The organism is Rhizobium deserti (genome assembly GCF_004358025.1).
GTDB classification, from domain to species: domain Bacteria; phylum Pseudomonadota; class Alphaproteobacteria; order Rhizobiales; family Rhizobiaceae; genus Neorhizobium; species Neorhizobium deserti.
Window position 1 is genome coordinate 520,089 of record NZ_SMTL01000002.1, and the last position, 18,842, is coordinate 538,930.

The 18,842-nt window shown below is 59.8% G+C and carries 20 protein-coding genes; 14 read left to right on the forward strand and 6 right to left on the reverse strand.

Features of this window, described 5'->3' with window-relative positions; translation table 11 throughout:
- Positions 1-35: 35 nt before the first annotated feature.
- Both argC and E2F50_RS08880 read left to right on the forward strand, forming a co-directional pair.
- Positions 36-968, forward strand: coding sequence for an N-acetyl-gamma-glutamyl-phosphate reductase (argC, locus tag E2F50_RS08875; RefSeq protein WP_133315776.1), 933 nt, complete (start codon positions 36-38; stop codon positions 966-968).
- A 16-nt stretch (positions 969-984) separates the two neighbouring features.
- Complete coding sequence (locus tag E2F50_RS08880) at positions 985-1,863, forward strand: aminoglycoside phosphotransferase family protein (RefSeq protein WP_161974059.1); 879 nt, start codon at positions 985-987, stop codon at positions 1,861-1,863.
- Here the strand turns inward: E2F50_RS08880 and E2F50_RS08885 are convergent.
- Positions 1,853-2,953, reverse strand: coding sequence for a COX15/CtaA family protein (locus tag E2F50_RS08885; RefSeq protein WP_133315778.1), 1,101 nt, complete (start codon positions 2,951-2,953; stop codon positions 1,853-1,855). The genes E2F50_RS08880 and E2F50_RS08885 overlap by 11 nt on opposite strands.
- A 193-nt stretch (positions 2,954-3,146) precedes the next feature.
- On the opposite strand from E2F50_RS08885, the gene E2F50_RS08890 reads away from it, so the two are divergent.
- Both E2F50_RS08890 and E2F50_RS08895 read left to right on the forward strand, forming a co-directional pair.
- Positions 3,147-3,359, forward strand: coding sequence for a DUF2842 domain-containing protein (locus tag E2F50_RS08890; protein WP_133315779.1), 213 nt, complete (start codon positions 3,147-3,149; stop codon positions 3,357-3,359).
- A 117-nt stretch (positions 3,360-3,476) separates the two neighbouring features.
- Positions 3,477-4,721: a GNAT family N-acetyltransferase gene (locus E2F50_RS08895; RefSeq protein ID WP_133315780.1), complete on the forward strand. Its 1,245-nt coding sequence runs from the start codon at positions 3,477-3,479 to the stop codon at positions 4,719-4,721.
- 4 nt (positions 4,722-4,725) lie between these two features.
- Here E2F50_RS08895 and E2F50_RS08900 read toward each other — a convergent pair whose 3' ends face one another.
- Positions 4,726-6,918 carry a GumC family protein gene (locus E2F50_RS08900; protein WP_133315781.1) on the reverse strand — a complete coding sequence of 731 codons (2,193 nt, stop codon included), beginning with the start codon at positions 6,916-6,918 and terminating at the stop codon, positions 4,726-4,728.
- A 170-nt stretch (positions 6,919-7,088) separates the two neighbouring features.
- On the opposite strand from E2F50_RS08900, the gene E2F50_RS08905 reads away from it, so the two are divergent.
- From E2F50_RS08905 to E2F50_RS08940, 8 genes are all read left to right on the forward strand, one after another.
- Positions 7,089-7,664, forward strand: a complete 576-nt coding sequence (locus tag E2F50_RS08905) for a polysaccharide biosynthesis/export family protein (protein WP_133315782.1) — start codon at positions 7,089-7,091, stop codon at positions 7,662-7,664.
- Positions 7,665-7,670: 6 nt separating this feature from the next.
- Positions 7,671-8,831, forward strand: a complete 1,161-nt coding sequence (locus E2F50_RS08910; RefSeq protein ID WP_133315783.1) for a glycosyltransferase family 4 protein — start codon at positions 7,671-7,673, stop codon at positions 8,829-8,831.
- Positions 8,832-8,907: 76 nt separating this feature from the next.
- On the forward strand, positions 8,908-10,455 hold the full coding sequence (locus E2F50_RS08915; protein WP_133315784.1) for an undecaprenyl-phosphate glucose phosphotransferase: 1,548 nt from the start codon (positions 8,908-8,910) through the stop codon (positions 10,453-10,455).
- Positions 10,452-11,711, forward strand: coding sequence for an O-antigen ligase family protein (locus tag E2F50_RS08920; RefSeq protein WP_133315785.1), 1,260 nt, complete (start codon positions 10,452-10,454; stop codon positions 11,709-11,711). Before E2F50_RS08915 ends, E2F50_RS08920 begins: the two co-directional genes overlap by 4 nt.
- A gap of 30 nt (positions 11,712-11,741) precedes the next feature.
- Entirely contained in the window at positions 11,742-12,035 is a 294-nt protein-coding gene (locus E2F50_RS08925) for a helix-turn-helix domain-containing protein (protein WP_133315786.1), read from the forward strand.
- A 277-nt stretch (positions 12,036-12,312) separates the two neighbouring features.
- Positions 12,313-12,501, forward strand: coding sequence for a hypothetical protein (locus E2F50_RS08930; protein ID WP_133315787.1), 189 nt, complete (start codon positions 12,313-12,315; stop codon positions 12,499-12,501).
- 183 nt (positions 12,502-12,684) lie between these two features.
- Positions 12,685-13,011 (forward strand): hypothetical protein, encoded by a 327-nt coding sequence (locus E2F50_RS08935; protein WP_133315788.1) that lies wholly within the window; start codon positions 12,685-12,687, stop codon positions 13,009-13,011.
- Between the two features lie 171 nt (positions 13,012-13,182).
- Positions 13,183-14,436: a flavin monoamine oxidase family protein gene (locus tag E2F50_RS08940; protein ID WP_133315789.1), complete on the forward strand. Its 1,254-nt coding sequence runs from the start codon at positions 13,183-13,185 to the stop codon at positions 14,434-14,436.
- A gap of 288 nt (positions 14,437-14,724) precedes the next feature.
- On the opposite strand, the gene E2F50_RS08945 is transcribed toward E2F50_RS08940, so the two are convergent.
- The 4 genes from E2F50_RS08945 to E2F50_RS08955 are packed head-to-tail and all read right to left on the reverse strand — an operon-like array spanning position 14,725 to position 16,989.
- Positions 14,725-15,852 (reverse strand): tyrosine-type recombinase/integrase, encoded by a 1,128-nt coding sequence (locus tag E2F50_RS08945; RefSeq protein ID WP_133315790.1) that lies wholly within the window; start codon positions 15,850-15,852, stop codon positions 14,725-14,727.
- A complete protein-coding gene (locus tag E2F50_RS22915) occupies positions 15,741-16,064 on the reverse strand; it encodes a helix-turn-helix domain-containing protein (protein ID WP_161974061.1) in 324 nt (107 codons plus the stop codon). Before E2F50_RS22915 ends, E2F50_RS08945 begins: the two co-directional genes overlap by 112 nt.
- Positions 16,051-16,692, reverse strand: a complete 642-nt coding sequence (locus tag E2F50_RS08950) for a DUF3102 domain-containing protein (RefSeq protein WP_133315791.1) — start codon at positions 16,690-16,692, stop codon at positions 16,051-16,053. The genes E2F50_RS22915 and E2F50_RS08950 overlap by 14 nt, the downstream gene beginning before the upstream one ends.
- An 18-nt stretch (positions 16,693-16,710) precedes the next feature.
- A complete protein-coding gene (locus tag E2F50_RS08955) occupies positions 16,711-16,989 on the reverse strand; it encodes an Arc family DNA-binding protein (RefSeq protein ID WP_133315792.1) in 279 nt (92 codons plus the stop codon).
- Between the two features lie 98 nt (positions 16,990-17,087).
- On the opposite strand from E2F50_RS08955, the gene E2F50_RS08960 reads away from it, so the two are divergent.
- Both E2F50_RS08960 and E2F50_RS08965 read left to right on the forward strand, forming a co-directional pair.
- A complete protein-coding gene (locus tag E2F50_RS08960; protein ID WP_133315793.1) occupies positions 17,088-17,378 on the forward strand; it encodes an Arc family DNA-binding protein in 291 nt (96 codons plus the stop codon).
- 40 nt (positions 17,379-17,418) lie between these two features.
- Positions 17,419-18,678: a hypothetical protein gene (locus tag E2F50_RS08965; RefSeq protein WP_133315794.1), complete on the forward strand. Its 1,260-nt coding sequence runs from the start codon at positions 17,419-17,421 to the stop codon at positions 18,676-18,678.
- The last annotated feature ends 164 nt before the right edge of the window (positions 18,679-18,842 follow it).

The following is an 18,842-nucleotide window of genomic DNA, read 5'->3' on the forward strand; positions in this document are numbered from 1 at the left end:
ACCCGATCAAGCGACTGAAAAGACAGGATAAGGCAATGACAGCGAAGATCTTCATCGACGGCGAACATGGCACAACGGGGCTGCAGATCCGCACCCGCATGGCCGGCCGCCGCGACGTCGACCTTCTGTCCATTCCCGAAGCCGAGCGGCGCAATGCCGCGATTCGCGAGGACCTGCTGAACAGCGCCGACATCGCCATCCTGTGTCTGCCGGACGACGCATCGCGGGAAGCGGTCACCATGCTCGCCGGCAATAACCAGGTGCGGGTGATCGACACATCGACCGCCTACCGGGTGGATCCGTCCTGGGCCTATGGCTTTGCCGAATTGGACAAGATGCAGGCGGACAAGATCCGCTCGGCACGGCATGTCGCCAATCCGGGCTGCTATCCGACCGGCGCCATCGCCCTCCTCCGGCCGTTGACGGCCGCCGGGATCCTGCCTCCGAACTACCCCGTTTCGGTGAACGCTGTTTCCGGTTACACCGGCGGCGGCAAGCAGTTGATCGGCCAGATGGAAGATCAGTCGAGGGACGATGCCATCAGCGCCAACAACTTCCTGTACGGCCTGACGCTGAAGCACAAGCATGTGCCGGAAATGCAGATCCACGGCCAGCTCGGCCGGGCACCGCTGTTTTCGCCGTCCGTTGGCCGCTTCGCACAGGGCATGATCGTCCAGGTCCCGCTTTTCCTTGACGCGTTGAAGCACGGTGCGACCGTCGAGGGCATTCACCAGGCACTGGTGGATCATTATGCCGGGCAGGACATCGTTATCGTCGTGCCGCTCGAGGAAAGCAAAGCTTTGCCGCGCGTGGATGCGGAAGAGCTGGTCGGCCAGGACAGGATGAAGCTCTTCGTTTTTGGCAATCCCGCCACTGGCCATGTCAATCTCGTCGCGGTGCTCGACAATCTCGGCAAGGGCGCATCGGGAGCGGCGGTCCAGAACATGGACCTCATGCTTTCCGCCTGACGGGCCTGGCGGCCTGATGGATCATGATGCTCCGGCCCTGCCCCGGGACCTGGTAGAGCGCTGGGGCATTACAGGCTCCGTCTTGCTGGCCGATACCCGCACCAGCCATGTCTACCGGGTTCAGCGGCAGGACGCCCCGCCTGCCATCGTCAAGCTGCTGAAGCCGCAAGGCCAGCACGAACGGCCCGGCATGGATTTCCTTGCCTGGCGTGCGGGCGCCGGCGCAGTGCATCTGATCGATCAGGAGGGCGACACCTGCCTGCTGGAGGATGCAGGCACGACCGATCTGCGGACATGGCGGCTGGAGCATGGCGAAGCCGCAGCCAATGGTGTCATCGCCGGTGTCATCAGTCTCCTGCAATCAGCTTCAACCGCTTCACCGCCTTGCGGGCTCCTGCCCCTGAGGCGGCATTTTCGCGCCCTGTTCCAGCAGGCCGAGCGACAGCCTGTGTCGGAGCTGCAGCAATCGCTTCGCTGGGCCGCCAAGACCGCCGACGAGCTCCTGAACACGCAGAATGCGGTGCGGCCATTGCATGGCGACCTGCATCACGAGAACATCATCTGCGGGAAGGCGCGCGGCTGGCTGGCGATCGATCCACAGGGGCTGATCGGCGACCCAGCCTACGAGGCCGCCAATATCTTCGGCAATCCGGACGGCGCCTTTCCTGACATCATCGATCCTGTGCGGATTACTTCGCTGGCGAAACTTCTCGCTCCGGCGATCGGAACCTCCCCGGAAAAGATTTTTGGTTATGCCATCGCCCATGCCGGCCTGTCGCTCAGTTGGTCGCTGGAAGATGGCAGACCCTTGTCGGAAGGCAGCGATGGCTTCGAGCGTTTCGCTTTCCTGAAACTCGCCAGAAAGCTCACGGACGAGGGGACGTTCAGCTCCTGACTTCGATCGCCGTTTCCGGTGTGTATTCGCCGACGAAGCCGCGCCAGTGGGCCATCGCAAAGCCGAGCACGACCAGCGCCATTGCCTGATGAGTCAGCGCCAGATGCAGCGGCACCTGCATGACCAGGGTCGAAATGCCGATCGCGGCCTGCAGCGTGACGAGACAGAAGAGCAGGACGGAGCGGCGGGCATGGGTGGAGCCAGATCCCAGGCGCAGCGATACGAGCATGTGGAGCAGTGTTGCGGCCCAGAGAAGGTAGGCGCCGCAACGGTGGACGAACTGCACCGTCTTCGGGTTCTCGAAGAGGTTGATCCACCAGGGCTGCTGCACGAAGAGATCGCCCGGCACGAGCACACCGTCCATCAGCGGCCAGGTATTGTAGGAAAGGCCTGCATCGAGGCCGGCCACCAGCGCGCCGAGATAGATCTGGAACAGCACCAGGAAGGCAATGGCGCCGGCGGCCCAGCTCGATTTTGCCGTGGGCGGCGCATCCTTGCTGTGCGGCGACAGGCCGCGCATGATCCAGATGCAGGCGGCAAAGATCAGGCAGGCGATCGTCAGGTGGGTCGCCAGCCGGTATTGCGACACACTGACAAGCTTGGTGAGGCCGGAAGAAACCATCCACCAGCCGACGAAGCCCTGAAAGCCGCCGAGCGCCAGCACGCCGACGAGCGGCCAGCGCAACTTCTTTTCGATGCGACCGGTCAGCCAGAAGAACAGAAGCGGAAGTGCAAACACGATGCCGATCGAGCGCGCCAGGAACCGGTGTGCCCATTCCCACCAGAAGATCGACTTGAATTCATCGACCGTCATGCCGCTATTGATCTGCTGATATTGCGGGATGCGCTGGTAAAGGCTGAATTCCTCTTCCCATTCGGCCGCCGAAAGCGGCGGAATAATGCCGTGGATCGGCTTCCATTCGGTGATCGACAAGCCGGAGCCCGTCAGCCGCGTCGCGCCACCCACCAGCACGAGACAGAAGAGCGTGAAGACCACGAAGCCGAGCCAGATGCGCACCGTCTTGCGATCGCGGTCGCGCCGTCTCGATTGTTTCAACACGTCAATTATTACTGCGTCGGTCGCCGACATGGGTCACGCTCCTGTCGCTCACGCCCTCACAGGCGGAGTGCTGGGACTATAACAGTGCCGTTGGACCGGCACAGCCTAAGCTTTTCACGTTGCTTTGCCCCATCGACCCATGCAAAACAAGCCCAGGGGCTTTGCGGCATGCGGTCGCGGAGGAAGGCCACATATCATGTGGCCCGTGACGGAGGAAACGATCTTGGTTCCGAGTTTCAGAAGCTTTGTCGGCACCATCCTGATCATCATCCTGGTCGTCGTATACGCGCTGGTCGCCACGACTTTCGCGTCGCTCCTGCTGCCTGCATCGGCCTGGTGGGTGCATCTTGCCTATTTCCTGTTGACCGGCCTCCTCTGGATCCTGCCGGCCATGCTGATCATCAAGTGGATGGCCGGCGCCCGCCGCAAAAGCTGAGGCGCGATTCATTTCCGGTTAACCAGCAGCCACGCTTTCTTTGCACGCCGGGCGCCAATAAACCGATTGTTGAAGGCATTTCCCTAACCTGCGGGCCAGATGTTTCCGAGGCTCGCCATGCGCCAGCGAAAAATATTTCAGGACGACATGCCGAGCCGGGCGGAGCCTGCGCCGGAGGCAGAGCAGTTGCGCTTCGCTTTGCTGGAGCTTGACCTCGTCACCGATCCCCATGGGATTGAGCACGAATGGAGACGGCTCGAGCAGTTCAACCGCAACTCGCTGCACCAGGGCTTCGATTGGTGCCTCGCCTGGATCCGCTCTCATGAAAATCCCTACGTCATGCTGCGCGGGACAGTCGGCGATAGAATACTTTTCATTCTGCCGCTCGAGATCGTCACAGACCGCGGCCTGAAAATTGCCCGCCTGCCGGGCGGACGCTTCAACAACATCAATACCGGCCTCTTCGACCCTGCCCTTGCGCTTCCGGACACGGAAGAGCTGCAGAATTTCGTTTACGGCCTGAACCAAGCACTAAAAGCGGTCGCCGATCTTGTTGTCCTCGACAATGTGCCGCTGGTCTGGCGCGGTGTGGCGCATCCGCTTTCCGGCCTTGCCAGCATCGAAAACCTGAACCACACCTTTCAGCTTCCGTTGTTTTCCAATTTCGAAGCGACGCTTTCGCAGCTCAATGCCAAGAGCCGGCGCAAGAAGTTCCGCACCCAGAGCCGCAGGCTGGAGGCGATCGGCGGGTTCGACCACGTGATCGCCGATGCGGACGGGCGGCACGAGCTCCTCGACCTGTTCTTCCGGCAAAAGGGCGAGCGGCTGATGGCCTTCGGCCTGCCGAATGTGTTTCATGCGGCCTCGACTCAGACATTTTTCCATCACCTGCTCGACGCGCCGCCGAACGACGATGATGCCCCTTTGGTGCTGCACGCGATCCGCCTGCGCGGCGACCATCAAGGCAAGATCGCTGCAATCGCCGGAGTGTCACGGAAGGGCGACCATGTGCTCTGCCAGTTCAGCTCCATCGACGAGAGCCTTTGCCCGGGCGCCAGTCCCGGGGAACTGCTGTTCTGGCTGATGATTGAAAACGCCTGCCACCGGGGCGCATCGATCTTCGACTTCGGCGTCGGCGACCAGCCATACAAGAGAAGCTGGTGCACGGTGGAAACCATTCAGCACGACATTCTCATACCCGCGACATGGAAGGGGGCGCTGGCGCGGCCGCTGCTGCTTGCCCTGACCAAAGCCAAAGCTGCCGTCAAACGCAACCGGACGCTCTATGCATGGATGCAGCGCAGGCGCGCTGCCAAGTGCGAGAGCGCGGCGGAAACTGCCGCAGCGTCGTCCGAGGCCTGAGCGATCAGGCAGCCCGTCGGCGGCCCGATTGCGGTGTTCCCTGATCGCCGGTGTCGGTCATGATCAGAAGGTTGCGATAGCCAGCCTCCTCGAAATCCACCACCAGCCTTGCCAGATCGTCATCGCCGATGCGTGGAACCGACAGGATGATTTCGGCGGCTTCGTTGCGCGTCAGGCGATTGAGTGTGCCGATCTCGGCCGGGCCGCATTCCACCAGAACGAGATCATAGGCGTCGATCAGGGCATCGATGATCATGGCAAGACGGTCGGCACCGCGCATGGCACGTTCCGGCTCGGCTGCACCATGGGGAACGATGTGGACATCCGACAGCCGGTCGCGATGGATGGCTTCGCCAAACGCCGCCTCGCCGCAAAGCAGGTCAGTAATCCCCGGCAGCTTGCCGTCGTGGGCCATGAGCCGGGTCGGGCAGGCCGTTCCCGTCATGTCCACCAGCACTACCGTGCGGCCCTGTTCGGCCACGGCACGCGCCAGCATCACGGTTGCAGTGGAGCCATCGTCACCGGCCGGAGACACGGCGATCGCAACAGGCACAGCCCGGCGGTGCAGATAATGTGCGACGGAAGCAAGCGTGAAGGCACCGTCGGCGTCTTCACCGACCGCCTGCACCACATCGGCCCGGTTGGCCTGCGTTTCCAACACCGCATCGGCTTGCGGCTCGTGAGGGGTTTCCACCCGGTTGAAGCGAACCGCTTCCGCCTGCATCTGGTGCACGGCCAAAGGCGCGGCCGCAACCGGCGCCAGCACGACTTCGCCGTCCTCCTCGCTTCTGCGCAAGCCGATCGGCCGCAAGGCCCGGCCGCTGAACAATTCTCCGATAATGATCATCAGGCAGTTGATGATCATCGATGCCAAAGTCACGACAATGACGATCGGAATGATCTTCGGGAAATAGGGTTCGGACGGTTCCACGGCGCCCGACACGATGCGCGCATCGGCGGGGCTGGAATTGCTGTCCAGCCGCGAACTTGCCTCGCGGTAACGGGCCAGATAGGTTTCGAGCAGCTGCCGCTGCGCTGCCGCCTCGCGTTCCAGCGCCCGCAGGCCCACCTCTTCTTCGCCTGTTCTGGCTGAATCGGCCTTCAGGCCGCCGAGCTGACCCATCAGCTGGCGCTCGCGCAGCCGCGAGACTTCTGCCTCATTGTCGAGGCTGGCAAGGATCTTCTTGGTTTCGCTGTCGATTTGCTGGCGGATGCCGTTCAGCTGCGCACGCAGGCCCTTGAGGCGCGGATGACCTTCGAGCAATGCGGTCGACTGATCGTTGATCTGCGCCTGCAGATTGGCTTCCGCCTCCTTCATGCGCTGGATCACCTGCGAACCGACGACGTCGGCCAGGGTGTCGGACTGGCGGCCGGCCTTCAGCGCAGAGCGCACGTTCTCGGCCCGCGCTTCGGCATTTGCCCGCTCCGCCCGCACGCGGGCAAGTTCGGTGGATATGTCGTTCAACTGCTGGGTCGAGAAACTGTTGTTCTCGGTCGACTGGAAGAGGCCGTTGGAAGAGCGATATTCCGCTACCTTCCGTTCTGCCTCGCGGACCTTCTGGGTGAGGTTGGCGATTTCCGGCTCCAGCCATTTGGCGGTTTCGGAATGGGTATCGAGCTTGGCGCCGCTCTGGATCTGAAGGTAGATCTGCGCCATCTTGTTGGGGATGTCGGCTGCCAGCTTCGGATCATGCGAGGAGAATTCGATGGCGATGACGCGAGAATTCTCGACCGCATAGACCTGCAGCTTGTCGCGGAATTCCTGAATCACCCTGTCTTCCGGATCGAGTTTGAGCGGATCCTGCTTGAGGCCGATCATGACGAGCGGATCGGGAAGGAAGGATTGCGCCGCGGGATCGAATTCCTTGATCTTGGCAAGGTTCAGTTCGCGCGCCACCCGCTTGATCAGGTCGGAAGACTGCAGCAACTGCGCTTGGCTGGTGACGTTCAGCGTGTCCAGCACGGGATCATTGGATGAGGGAGCACCTTCCGCGCCCGACAAGTTGGGCGACCGGGATTCGATGAGCAGCCTCGCCTCGCCCTTGTAGCTGGGCTTGATCACGCTGGCGCCGACAAAGGCGAGCGCGGCAGCCGCAACGCCAACCAGGAGGATCCTGGTCCTCCGCTGCCACACGGCACCAGCCACCTGCCTCAGGTCAATATCCACATCTTGATGGCCGCTATTTACGCTCGACATGACGCGCTCCACTGATCGATCGCTGCCGATGGTAAAGGCTTATGGTAACTCGGCGGTTAATGACGCCGCAGGTGTGAATTCGCGTCTTTGGCTGCCCTCCTTTACCGGACATTAACCCTAACAGATGGATAACGGCTGCATTGGAATGAACAGCCGGAGCCTGACGCGAAATGGCCTTCGCCCGAACTCAACATGCGCTGACGCTCGCCTTGGTAAGCGCCGTAATGGCGCTTGGCGGTTGCACCTCTTATGCGCCTGCCCCGAAGGGTTTTCAGGCAGCCGCGACGCAGCCTTATCGCCTCGACGCCGGCGACCGGCTTCGCATCAGCGTCTTTGAACAGCCCGGATTGACCAACAGCTATACCGTGGACCAGGCCGGATACATCGCCTTCCCACTGATCGGCCAGGTAGCAGCCCGCGGCCAGACCATGCCGGCGCTCGAAGCAGCCATCGCCTCGCGCCTCAAGCAGGGCTATCTGCGCGACCCGGATGTCACGATCGAGGTGGACCGCTACCGGCCCGTCTTCGTGATGGGCGAAGTCGGACGTCCCGGCCAGTATTCCTACGTGCCGGGCATGACCGCACAGAACGCCATCGCCATTGCCGGCGGCTTTACCTCCCGGGGCAACCAGCGCGACGTCGACGTGACCCGCAAGATCAACGACCGCGTCATCACCGGGCGCACGACGATCTCGGCACCGGTTCTGGCAGGCGACACGATCTACGTCCGCGAACGGCTCTTCTGACGCCGCATGCCGCATAGCTCCCCCCTGCGCATCCTGCATTGCTTCCGGTCTCCCGTCGGCGGAATCTTCCGCCACGTGCGCGACCTCGTGGAGGAACACAGGGCGGCGGGGCATGATGTGGGCATATTGTGCGACAGCTCGACCGGGGGAGAACACGAGAACAGGCTTTTCGACCAGATCAGGCCGCAGCTTTCGCTGGGTCTCACGAGGTTTCCGATGAGCCGCTCGATCAGCCCGGCTGATCTCACGGCTCTCTACAGGAGCTACAAGCATATCAAAAGTTTGCAGCCGGATATTCTGCACGGACATGGCGCCAAGGGCGGCGCCGTTGCCAGGCTGATCGGCTCAGTGCTGCGGGTTAACAGGTATCGCGTTTCCCGCCTTTATTCGCCGCATGGAGGCAGCCTGCATTTCGACAGAGCAAGCATTTCCGGGCAAGCGGTCTTTCGGCTGGAGCGCCTTCAGGAGCGCTTCGGGGATGCCGTTGTTTTTGTCTGCGACTATGAGAGGCGCACGTTCGAAGCCAAGGTGGGCGTACCCCTGACGGTTTCACGCGTCATCTACAACGGCATCAAGGACACCGAATTCGAGAGCGTTCCCCCTGCCCCGGACGCGGTGGATTTCCTCTACATAGGCATGATGCGGGACCTCAAGGGTCCCGATATCTTCATCGAGGCCTTCGCTCGAGCCGAACAGGCCGCTGGACGGCGGTTGTCGGCGCTGATGGTCGGCGACGGCCCGGACCGTGACCGCTACCAGGCCGAGATTGTCCAACGAGGGCTCGGCGACCGTTTGCGGATGATGCCGGCCATGCCGGCCCGCCAGGCATTTGCCATGGCAAGGACCGTCGTCGTGCCGTCGCGAGCGGAAGCCATGCCCTACATCGTTCTGGAAGCGCTCGCCGCCGGAAAGGCCGTCATCGCATCGCGTGTGGGCGGCATACCGGAGGTTCTGGGAGATGCGAGCCTTGCCCTTGCCGTTCCCGGAAGCCAAGAAGACCTCGCCCGCATCATGGTCGAGGCGATCACGACGCCGGAATGGCAAGATCAGGTCATGCCTCGGGCCGAAGTGCTGAAATCGACCTTTTCTGCCTCCGTCATGGGCAGTTCCATGCTAAACCTGTACCAGGATCTGACGGCGGCGGCTGCGAAAAACGATCAGCGCTAAAGGCTTCTTTAGCATCTTCTTGCTACTGGATCATATTGCTTCCTTTCCCGTCGGGGCGGAAGCCGAGGGTCCAGCTATGAATGAGCTCAGAAAGCCCGAAGAGTTCGATGTAGACGACCTGCGCCGCAAGGTCTCGGAGATCCGTGCCGGCCAGCCAGCCAGCGAAGCCGGTACAGAACTTAACCCTTTTGCGCGACAGATCGCCGAACAGTTCCGCGACATCAGCTATTCGCCGACCCTGCTGATCGGCCAGTTCCGCCTGTTCGAACTCATATCCCTGCTGGCGATCGGGCTGCTGGTGGGCTTCTTCTTCTCGTCCAACGAGCAGGGCGAGCTTCTGCCCCGCTTTGTCATGACCGCCGCCGGTGCGGCCATGACGGTTCTTCTCCTGCAACTCGTCGACACCTATCAGATTCCCGCCTTGCGGGCGGCGCGGCGGACGGTCAAGCGGGTGATGACCGCCTGGACGATCGGTCTGGCACTGACCGTCGGGGGTGTTTACATGGCGGAAGCCGAGCTTTACCCGCTCGGCGGCCTTGCCACCTGGTATGCGGCCGGCGCGGCTTTCCTTTTCGTTGAGCGTCATCTGACCGCCTTCGGCATCCGGCACTGGGCCCGCAACGGCGTCATGGAACGGCGTGCCGTCATCGTCGGCGGCGGCGAACCGGCCAAATACTTGGTCCGCCAACTCGAGCAGCAACCGGACAACGATATCCGCATTTGCGGCATTTTCGACGACCGTAATTCCGACCGCTCGCCAACTGTGGTGGCCGGTTATCCAAAGCTCGGCACATTCGCCGAGCTGGTGGAGTTTGCCCGGCTTGCCCGTATCGACATGCTGATCATCGCGCTTCCGGCGACGGCCGAACAGCGCATCCTGCAGCTTCTGCGCAAGCTTTGGGTGCTGCCGGTCGACATACGTCTTGCAGCCCATGCCAACCGCCTGCGCTTTCGTCCGCGCTCCTATTCGCATGTCGGCGCGGTTCCGATGTTCGATATCTTCGACAAGCCGATCCGCGACTGGGACTCCGTTGCCAAGCGGATTTTCGACCTCGTGTTTTCCGTGATTTTCATCGTGTTGCTCTGGCCGGTCATGCTGGCGACAGCGATCGCCGTCAAAGCCACCTCCAAGGGGCCGGCTCTGTTTCGCCAGAAGCGGCATGGCTTCAACAACGAAGTGGTCCAGGTCCTGAAATTCCGCTCCATGTATACGGAGATGAGCGACCAGACCGCCGTCAAGGCGGTGACCAAGGGCGATCCGCGCGTGACGCCGGTCGGCCGCTTCCTGCGCAAATCCTCGATCGACGAATTGCCGCAGCTCTTCAACGTCCTGCGCGGCGAGCTTTCGCTGGTCGGTCCCCGCCCGCATGCCATCAGCGCCCAAACGGGCGAGCGGAAATATGTGGATGTGGTCGACAGCTATTTCGCACGCCACCGCGTCAAGCCCGGCGTCACCGGCTGGGCGCAGATCAACGGCTTGCGCGGCGAACTGGATTCGGATCAGAAGATCCGCGCCCGCACCGCCTATGATCTCGACTATATCGAGAACTGGTCGCTGCTTTTCGATCTCAAGATCCTGTTCCTGACGCCGATCCGGCTCCTCAATACGGACAATGCCTATTGAGCGTCATCGGCCACGATCAGGTTCGGCAATTCGACACGACGCTGGCTCTGTTCCGCCTCGCCGCCACCGGCATGATCGCGTTCGGGGTCTTTTTGTCCGGCTTCGTGATTTCCGAGCCCGCCCCTTACGAACTGATGATGGTGATCCAGATCGCCCTCTGGTTCACCTTCGGTCTTACCCTGTCGCGCACAACAGCGCTGCTGATGGTCATGCTGCTCCTGTTCAACATGAGCGGCCTGCTGTCCATGTTCGTCATGAAGGACATGAGCGAAGCGCCGATGTATTTCGCCGTCTCGACCTTTCTTGCGCTCACTGCGGTTTTCTATGCGGCGATCGTTGAAAACGACCACCGCCGGCTGAAGCTGATCTTCAAGGCCTGGATTGCGGCAGCGATCATCACGGCGCTGCTCGGCATTCTGGGATATTTCAACGCCTTCCCCGGTTCGCATGTCTTTACCCGCTATAACCGCGCCATGGGCGCCTTCCAGGATCCGAACGTCTTCGGTCCCTATCTCGTCGCGCCGCTGCTTTATCTGCTTTACCGCATGCTGACGGCCCCGCTCCTCAAGGCCCCTCTTCTGATCGCCGGCATCCTGATCCTCGCCCTCGGCATCTTTCTATCCTTTTCCCGCGCTGCCTGGGGTCTTCTGATATTCGGCGGCATGGGGCTGGTGGTTGTGATGCTTCTCAAGGAGCGCACGACGGCCTTCCGCTTCAAGATCCTGGCGATCTCCATCGGCGCGGCGGCCTTCCTGGTTCTGATCCTCGCCATCGCCCTGCAGTTTCCGCAGGTTTCCGACCTGTTCATGAACCGCGCCAAGCTGGTGCAGGACTATGACGGGGCTCGCCTCGGCCGTTTCGAACGCCACAAGATCGGTTTCCTGATGGCTATGGAGCGGCCGCTTGGCCTTGGACCCATGGCCTTCGGCAAGATCTTCGGCGAGGACGAGCACAATATCTGGCTGAAGACGCTGACGACCTATGGCTGGCTCGGCGCGATCACCTATCAGATCATGATCTGGTCCAGCCTGTGGTTCGGCTTCCGCTACCTGCTACGGGAAAGGCCATGGCAGCCCTACCTGATGATCGCCTGGGTGATGATCCTCGGTCATGCCATTATCGGCAACGTCATCGACACTGACCATTGGCGGCATTTCTACCTGCTTCTGGGAATGCTGTGGGGCTGCCTGGCGCTCGAGCACCGCCACCAGCGCTCCTTGCGGCAAGGCGTGCCGCGGTATGCCAGCCAAGCTTGACTTCGTTCAGCAGCGCGCCAGATCATCCCCATGATTACAGCATCCCAACTTCATGCAGCGCGTGCGCTGGCCGGTATTACCAGAGATGAACTTGCCGCGGCTTCCGGCCTTTCTGTTGACGCCATCGATCGGGCAGAAACCGCCACCGTGCACGGCGAGCCAGGGGTTACTGAACGGTTGCGGGTGATCCTGGAGTCCAAGGGGATCATCTTCGTCGCTGCCGGTGACGGCGATCCGGCCGCAGGGATAGGCGTTCGGTTGCGACAAGTCTCCCATGATGAGGGGCTTCGACCGCAAAACCTCAACTCCGCCAACGACGGCTGAAATATTTGGGTCACGCCGGAACCCTTTGAGCCCCACCACGTTTGTTTGCGCAAATCGTGTGCAAGGGGGTATATGCGTGGCACGAACCAACAATCTCTATCTTATCATAGGTGCTTTGCTCGTGGCTGTCATAGGCCTCGGCTTCTACGTTTATCGTGAAGAGTCGAAGCCGAAAGGCGTTGAACTCAGCATCGGCCAAGACGGCGTCAAAGTAGAACAGAATTAAGCCGACGACGCACAGGCGTCCATGCGGCAGCCGTCTCGGAAAGGGGAACCAATGTCATCGCATCTCAACTTGGATGAACTGGAAAACAAGGGCCTGCGTAAGGTCTGGAGTGTCAACGAATTCGCCAAGCGTTATCGGCTTGACGAGGAGGAAGAAGCAAGACTGGTCAAGCTGCTCGGTTCCTTCGCGTCGGAGCAGGAATTACTGATGAATGCCAGCCGGGCGCCGCGCTTCCGATAGTATTGCCGGGCGTTGGGCTAAAGTCTCTGGACCTTAGTCTGACCGCCTAAATATCTGAGCTTGTATAAATAAAATTTTACGCTGCGAGACTTCTTCGGCAGGAACCATCGAAGCCTTTATGGAGTTGATCCGGCGTCTATCAATTGCGTCGCCGTCAATCGGCAGGCGCCCAAGGAGGATTTGATGTTGAAGAATATCTCGAAAGTTGGGCTTGCACTGGCCATGACTGTTGGCGCATTCGGTGCCTCAGCTTCGGTTGCTTCTGCCCAGGACGTCGAACTTAGGCTCGGGCCAGATGGCGTGCGTCCGGTAATTCGTGACCGCGATCGGGATCGTGACCGCGGTCGTGGCTGCAGCCCGGGCGAAGCACGCGAAGCCGCTCGCGACGCAGGCTTCCGTCGTCCGGAAGTGGTGCGAGTCACCGACCGGAGCGTTACCGTGGAAGGCATGACCCGGCGTGGGCCAGACCGCATCAGCTTCGCCAACCGCCGTGGTTGCCCGGAATTGTAATTTCGTTTATTCTGACAGCGAAAGGCCCTGCTCCACAGTGGGGCCTTTTCTTATTTGGGAGGACCTTCGGGCCTCGGCGGCAAACGCCTCGTGGCCGCAATGCGCACTTGCCCTTGCACCATCTGCTAACGCTGCTAGATGATGGGCAGAGCCTGACGGTATCTTCATGCCATGAATGATTCAGAACCCGACATCGCCATTATCGGCGCCGGCGCCGCCGGCATAGCCGCTGCTCGGCAGCTTTCAGCCAATAATCTTTCGGTCGTGATGCTGGAGGCCCTGCAAAGGCCGGGCGGACGGAGTTGGACCCATCAGAGCCCCGTTGGGCCGATGGATCTCGGCTGCGGCTGGCTTCATTCCGGCGGACGCAATCCCTGGACCCGGCTGGCCGAACAGGCCGGCTACGAGATCAACCGTGGCCCTTCTGCCTGGGGCAGGCAGTTCCGCAATCTCGGTTTTGCCAAGGCAGACCAGTCGGAAGCCTGGTCCGCCTTCGACCGGTGGAGCAAACGGCTTGCCATAATACCGCCCGCCAGCGACCGGGCATCCGAAGCCACGGAGCCCGACAGTCCCTGGACAGCCTATCTGCAGGCGCTGAGCGGGTATATCAGCGGCGACGAACTGGAACGCATTTCCGCCAGGGACTATGCCGCTTATCACGAGGCCTCGACCGAGGACAATTGGCGCCTGCCGGCCGGCTATGGAACGCTGATTGCCGCCAGCCTGCCGACGGATGTGCAACTTCATCTGAACATGCCGCTGCAGGCGCTGTCGCTCGACCAACAACGCGTCGTTCTAGAAACCCAGCATGGCGTGCTTCGCCCGCGTGCCGTCATCATTTCCGTATCAACCAATGTGCTGGCGGGGGAAACAATCAGGTGGCCTTCCGCGCTCGACCCGTGGCGGCAGGCAGCAAGCGACCTGCCGCTCGGCAATAACGAGAAGCTGTTTCTGGAAATCATCGGCCCGAGCCCGTTCGAGCCTGAAACGCATGTCGTCGGCGATCCGCATGATCCGGCAACGGGAAGCTATTACATCCGTCCCTTCGGCCGCTCGGTCATCGAGTGCTTTTTGGGTGGGGCGGGCGCCAGAAATGCCGCTGCCGAAGGATCGGATGCGGCTTTCGCACGGGCGATCGATGAACTGACCGGCCTCTTCGGGCATTCGGTCCGCAGCCAGCTTCGTCCCCTGATCGCCTCTGACTGGACGCGCACGGCATCGATCGGCGGCGGATACAGCCATGCCCTGCCGGGACAGGCGGAAGCACGTCTGATCCTGGGGCAGCCGCTGGAAGACCGGATCTTCTTCGCTGGTGAAGCAACCCACAGAACCGATTTTTCAACGGCCCACGGAGCCTTTCAAAGCGGAGTGCGCGCCGCGCAGGAAGCGCTGGCCGCCCTGGGCAATCCTGCTGCTGCTTACTAGAGCCCTCTACGAGATTTCAACGCTTCCCGATGGCGCTGTGCCATAAGAGCTCAACGCGCTTCATGCGATGCGTGTGCCATATAGGTAGTGAATGACTTCAGCTGAACGGATTGTCTATCACGGCAGGCAAAGCTGCATTCTCTTCTCGACCAGAGGGTCGTTGGGGGAGAGAACGATGAACTCCCTGCAATTCAGGGATTTTTTGGTCGGGGCGGCCGGATTTGAACCGACGACCCCTTGACCCCCAGAGCGTGGGCCGTGCGCCGAAAATGAAATTGATTGCAACATCTAAGCGGACGCCTTCTGTTCAGTCGTGGGCATAGTCGTGGCATTTTGCAGCTTGGTAAGAGCTTCCGCCACTTCATGGTCATGCACGTGGGCATACTTCGTGGTGGTCTTGATATCGGAGTGGTTCAAGGCCCTCTGCACAATCTTGAGGTTTCCCGTCTGCCTCAGAAGCTTGGTCCCGACATCGTGGCGGATGTCATGGAAGCGGAAGTTCTTGACCCCTGCCCTTTGCCGTAGCCGTCGCCACTGCGTCTTAGCGCCCTCCGGTGTGATCGGGTACCTTAGCCCCTTCACCTGCGAGGACCCGAGCAGATTACGCCTGCATATGTACGTGAAGACATAGATAGGGTGGTGCCCCTCGCATCGCTTTAAGATCGCGGCCACGACCGGGGTGATGGGTATATGCACATCCTTGCCCTGCTTCCCCTTGGTGGTAATCCGCTTGGCGAAGCAGTTGACATCGCTCCACCGGATTAAAGTTTCCTGCCGCCTCAGACCCGTCATGCGGGCGAACTCAAACCACAGCGCATAATCGTCCCGGACGGACCGATCCAAGGCGACTGCCTCATGTGTGTCGAGTTCCCTCACCCTCTCCTTCGGCTCCTTGAGCATGTGCTTCTTCCACTGCGGTGGTTTCGGCAAGTAGTTCCCCAGCGTCATAGCGTGGTTGAAAATTGCTTTGAGGAGGATCGTGCAGGATCGGTTGACGGTGGCATTCGATAGGGTCGGCACAGGGTCCCCGTCCTTCGTCACCTTCATGCCCTTGCGTGTCTCGCTTCGGCGTCTAGTCACAAGTGCTGCCACGTCAGCGTCCGTCAGTTGATCAAGCCGTTTGTCTTTACCAAGATGACTTATCAGCCTCTGAATATCGGTCCACGTGGTATCGCTGTTGACGTGGTACTGTCCCTTGTCGCTCCAGAAGTGACCAGCTGCCACGTCGAGGGTGATGGGAGCATTCCCGGTGATCCGGGCCCGTTTCACGTCCTCCTCGATCTGGGCCTTCCACTGCCGTTCGATCAGCTCGGCTTCTTTTTTGGTTTTGGCTTTTGTAGACTTGTGAACGCGATGACCTTGGAGCTGGAATTCGGAATAGTAATAAGGGGAGCTTGCGGGCTTGTAGACTGGCATTGTGGTTTCTCGCGCTTCTGCTGCTTGTGCTGGAACTGCTTGAGGATGTACGGGGTGAAGCGTAGCCGTTTGCGCTCTTTGGTACCGATGTTGATGTAGCGGATTGCTCCATCCTTCACGTGCCGCATGAGCGTCTTAACGCTGATACCGAGACGCTTCGCCGCCTCCTTCCCGTCAAACTGCTCCTCCTGCGGCTGATCAATGAGTGCCATGTTCGGCCTCCAGTTCATCCAGTGCCATCCAGAATGCAGGTGGGCCTTCCTCAAGCATGAGTGCGCGGAAACTGCCGTAATGGCTGCCCAACGCCTTCTTGAGCATCTTCGCTGCTGCCATCGCGGGCGTGTCAGGAGTGGACGTCACGACATTGATAGCCTTCGCCTTTTTGGTCTTTGCCTTTTTGGCATCCGCAATGAGCTTTAGGACATCGGCAGTCTCTGGCGGTGTGCCCGTCGCCTCCACCTGTGTCAGGATCGCGTTCTTGAGTGCAACCGGAGTGCTCTTCGCAGCAAGCTCATAGACAACCTTCTGCGGCAAAAGCTCGATAACTTCGGGGGAGGTTTCAGAGGCGAGACGCGCGGCTTTCATATAATTCTCAGCCGTCTTCTTCCCGAACTGGAACTCGCGATCCACCCAGCATTCAAACATGCCGTGGGCCAGCCGCTCCTTTACCGTCATCAGGTCTTTGCCGATTTCCACGATGTCCATCTTAGCGCTGAGTAGGCGCTGGTGGATGCGGTCGGTGGCCGCAAGGGTGATATCCGCAATCTCAGCATCTAGGTCATAGTATGAGATGTGCGTTGCCGGGATGAGCTTGGCGGGCATTTTCAATTTAAGCGCCATGTCAGTGTTCCTCTATGGTTACGCGGCGACTTGCTGCTTTGTCTGCTGCGCAAGCTTCTTCTTCGCGCGCCATCGCGCCTGCATCTCCGCCTTCGTCATCGTCTTCTCCTTCTTCGGTCGGCCACGCTTCTTCGGCCCGGGTGCATCAGCTTCCGGCTCAATCGCCACCGGCTCAGCGGTCTTGAGGATCTGAACGATCTCCATATTTAGGCTTCGTCCGTTCTCCTTTGCCCGTGCGACGAGCTGCTGCTTCAAGGGTTCGGGTACTCGGATGTTGAATGCAGACGTGTTATCCATTTTAAGCTCCTACGCCTCACGTTTTGCCCACCGTGGACCACAACAGAGTTAGGAAGAAACCTGCTTGCGGTCAAGCCCACCGTGGACCATAGTGCGTCATGACCAGAGAAGACCCGCCCCTCCGCATCCGTCTCCCCGTTGAGCTTAAAAAGCAAATTCAAGAGCTTGCAGCAAAAAGCCATCGCTCCATGAACGCCGAAATCGTCTCGCGTTTGGAGTTTTCGATTGCCGCTGGAGCGGTCGTGCAGGAGACGGGATGGGACGTGGAGCACGGGCACGACACGCCCGAATTTCGTTTGGCTTACCAGCGGAGCCAGCCTCTTGAAAAGCGTGTCACAGATCTTGAGGATCAGGTTGCAGCGCTGCTAAAGATCGTCGCCAAGAAGTAGAAAACGAAACTGTTTCGTTTTCAGACGCACCGGGGTCCCCATGCCGTTCACAGCCTCCCAAGTACGCGCGGAACTTCACGCTCTCGTGCGGACATTTCGTGCAGACTTAGATCGGCGTTCCTTCGAGATACCCCTGCAGCAAAAAATGCGTCTGTCTGCTGCCCTCGACAAAATCCGAACGATTATACGTAACAGAAGCACTCGGTCTTCCTACTTCACTGAATTAGAAATTGACCTTCTAGATATAGAGATCGATAGCTTCATTGCGTTGATAGAACCAGACATCGGCGGTAGGCTGATCGAGAGGGACATTTTAGATGTCGAAGGGCGCACCGTAGTAGGTCACGAGCAACACAGCTGGCTTACGTTAGCAGAACAAATGAAAGTTGTTCTGGAAAGCATCCCGAATGAATTAATCGAGCAGGATGAACAGAAATTCGAGTTCATCCAAGGGAACCTCCCGCTTCTTAGTGACGTCGTACCAAACCAGAAGGTCTCGCCGGTCCACTTCGATATCAAGAACGAAAGGCTAGTCCTCACCCATCATCGCGCAGAAGCAAGCATTGAGGACAGCCAAAACGTTTTTCAGGCTCGGTCAATGTTGATCCAGAGCGGTAGAAAGATCATTGAGGAGTTGCAGCGTTCGAACTGTGACCGGCGGTTCCTCGATGATGTGGTGGCCGTCCAAGAGCAGCTAGAGAGCGCACAGGATATCATCCGGTTAGGCATACTGAATATCGCCTGTGAGGAACAACGGAAGGAGTTCGAACCTGAGCTTCCAGGCCTTTTAGTGGGCAAGCTAAGGGCGCAGTGCGCGAACATAGCAATGTATGTCGCTCAATTTCCTGAATGGCTACGCTATGCCGAGAACGCTTCAGAAGTAGAATTGAGTGCAGAGGACATTCAGTATTCACAGCAGGCTGCAAATGAGATTGCCGCCCAGTTCGAAGCCATCCCCGCTAAGGTTGATCCCGAAGTTCCACGAACGCTAAGAGCAATCAGTGAGGCGGTATCTGATCCCGCAACGGCCACCAAACGGGTTTCTTTCGCTCTTGTGCGCACGCTGGAGAACTTGTTCATTCGTATATTCGCCCATGTTAGCAAGTTCACAGATGAGTTCACGTCACAGAGCCTCGCAAAAGTTGCCAAAGTTGCTTCAAGCGCAGTATCGATCTCTTTTGGAACGCTGATCCTAGGATATGCAACGAACCTCGCAGCTATTTATGAGAAGGTTCCCGGCATGGCTTGGCTGAAAACAGCGGTCGACCTTTTCAAGAAGATTGTGGCTTCTTCGTCATGAGTTCGGATCAGATCTTCTACTTTTCGGTATAAGGCGTTGTTCAGCCACAAAGGTCCAGCTAAGGCTGTGTTCAGAGAAGAAATCACTTCTGGACGACATGCAACGGCCAACAAATGTCCCCATCAGCCCACCAATCGTGCGTTAACAGCGCCTTGCAGAAGCTT